The following is a 1,103-nucleotide window of genomic DNA, read 5'->3' on the forward strand; positions in this document are numbered from 1 at the left end:
TGTACTGACCACGGAGGTTGGGTGCGGGGCGACACGTGATCGGATGATCTTGGATGGGTGAGGGCCTCCGGGTTCGGTGTGGATTACCACGTCTACACCGATCGAGGAGGCCCTCATGTCCCACCGTAACGCGACGCTGACACCGAGAGGCAGGCTGCTGCTGGCCCGGTGTGTCGTGGACGATCACTGGCCGCTGCGGCGGGCGGCCGAGCGGTTCCAGGTCTCCCCGCGCACCGCGCACCGGTGGGCGGTGCGGTACCGCGCCGATGGGGAGGCCGGGATGGTCGACCTGTCCTCGCGCCCGCACACCAGCCCGAACCGGACCCCGAGCAGGACCGAGCGCAGGATCATCAAGGTGCGGGTGCTGCGACGGTGGGGTCCGGCCCGGATCGCGTTCCTGCTCGGGCTCAATCCCTCGACGGTGCACCGGGTGCTGACCCGCTACCGGCTGGCGCGGCTGACCCACCTGGACCGGGCCACCGGGCGGGTGATCCGCCGCTACGAACACCCCCATGCCGGTGACCTGGTGCATGTCGACATCAAGAAACTGGGCAACATCCCGACCGGTGGTGGGCACCGGGTCACCACGCGGCAGGCCGGGCAGCGCCACCGCACTCGCACACCGGGCAAGACCCTCGACACCGGGGGCAACAGCCACGTCGGCTACAGCTACGTGCACAACGCCGTCGATGACCACTCCCGTCTGGCCTACAGCGAGATCCTGCCCGACGAGCGCAAAGAGACCGCCGTGGCGTTTTGGCAGCGCGCCCAACTGTTCTTCACCACCAACGGGATCACCGTCGCGAGGGTGTTGACCGACAACGGCTCGTGCTACAAATCCCGTCTCTGGCGCGAGGCTCTCACCGCCGCCGGCATCACCCACAAACGCATCCGCCCCTACCGGCCACAGACCAACGGCAAGGTCGAACGCTTCAACCGCACCCTGCTCGACGAATGGGCCTACGCCCGCCCCTACCAATCAGAAACCGAACGCCGCGAAGCCCTCCCACACTGGCTACACACCTACAATCACCACCGCGGCCACACCGCGCTCGGCGGCCAACCACCCGCCAGCCGCGTCCCCAACCTCACGGGTCAGTACA

The 1,103-nt window shown here is 68.2% G+C and carries 1 protein-coding gene; it reads left to right on the forward strand.

The features are described from left to right. Positions 1–115: 115 nt before the first annotated feature. A partial coding sequence (locus tag GPZ80_RS31865; RefSeq protein ID WP_187224809.1) for an IS481 family transposase occupies positions 116–1,103 on the forward strand: 988 nt, incomplete at its 3' end.

Source organism: Actinokineospora xionganensis (genome assembly GCF_014323725.1).
In the GTDB taxonomy this organism is placed as follows: domain Bacteria; phylum Actinomycetota; class Actinomycetes; order Mycobacteriales; family Pseudonocardiaceae; genus Actinokineospora; species Actinokineospora xionganensis.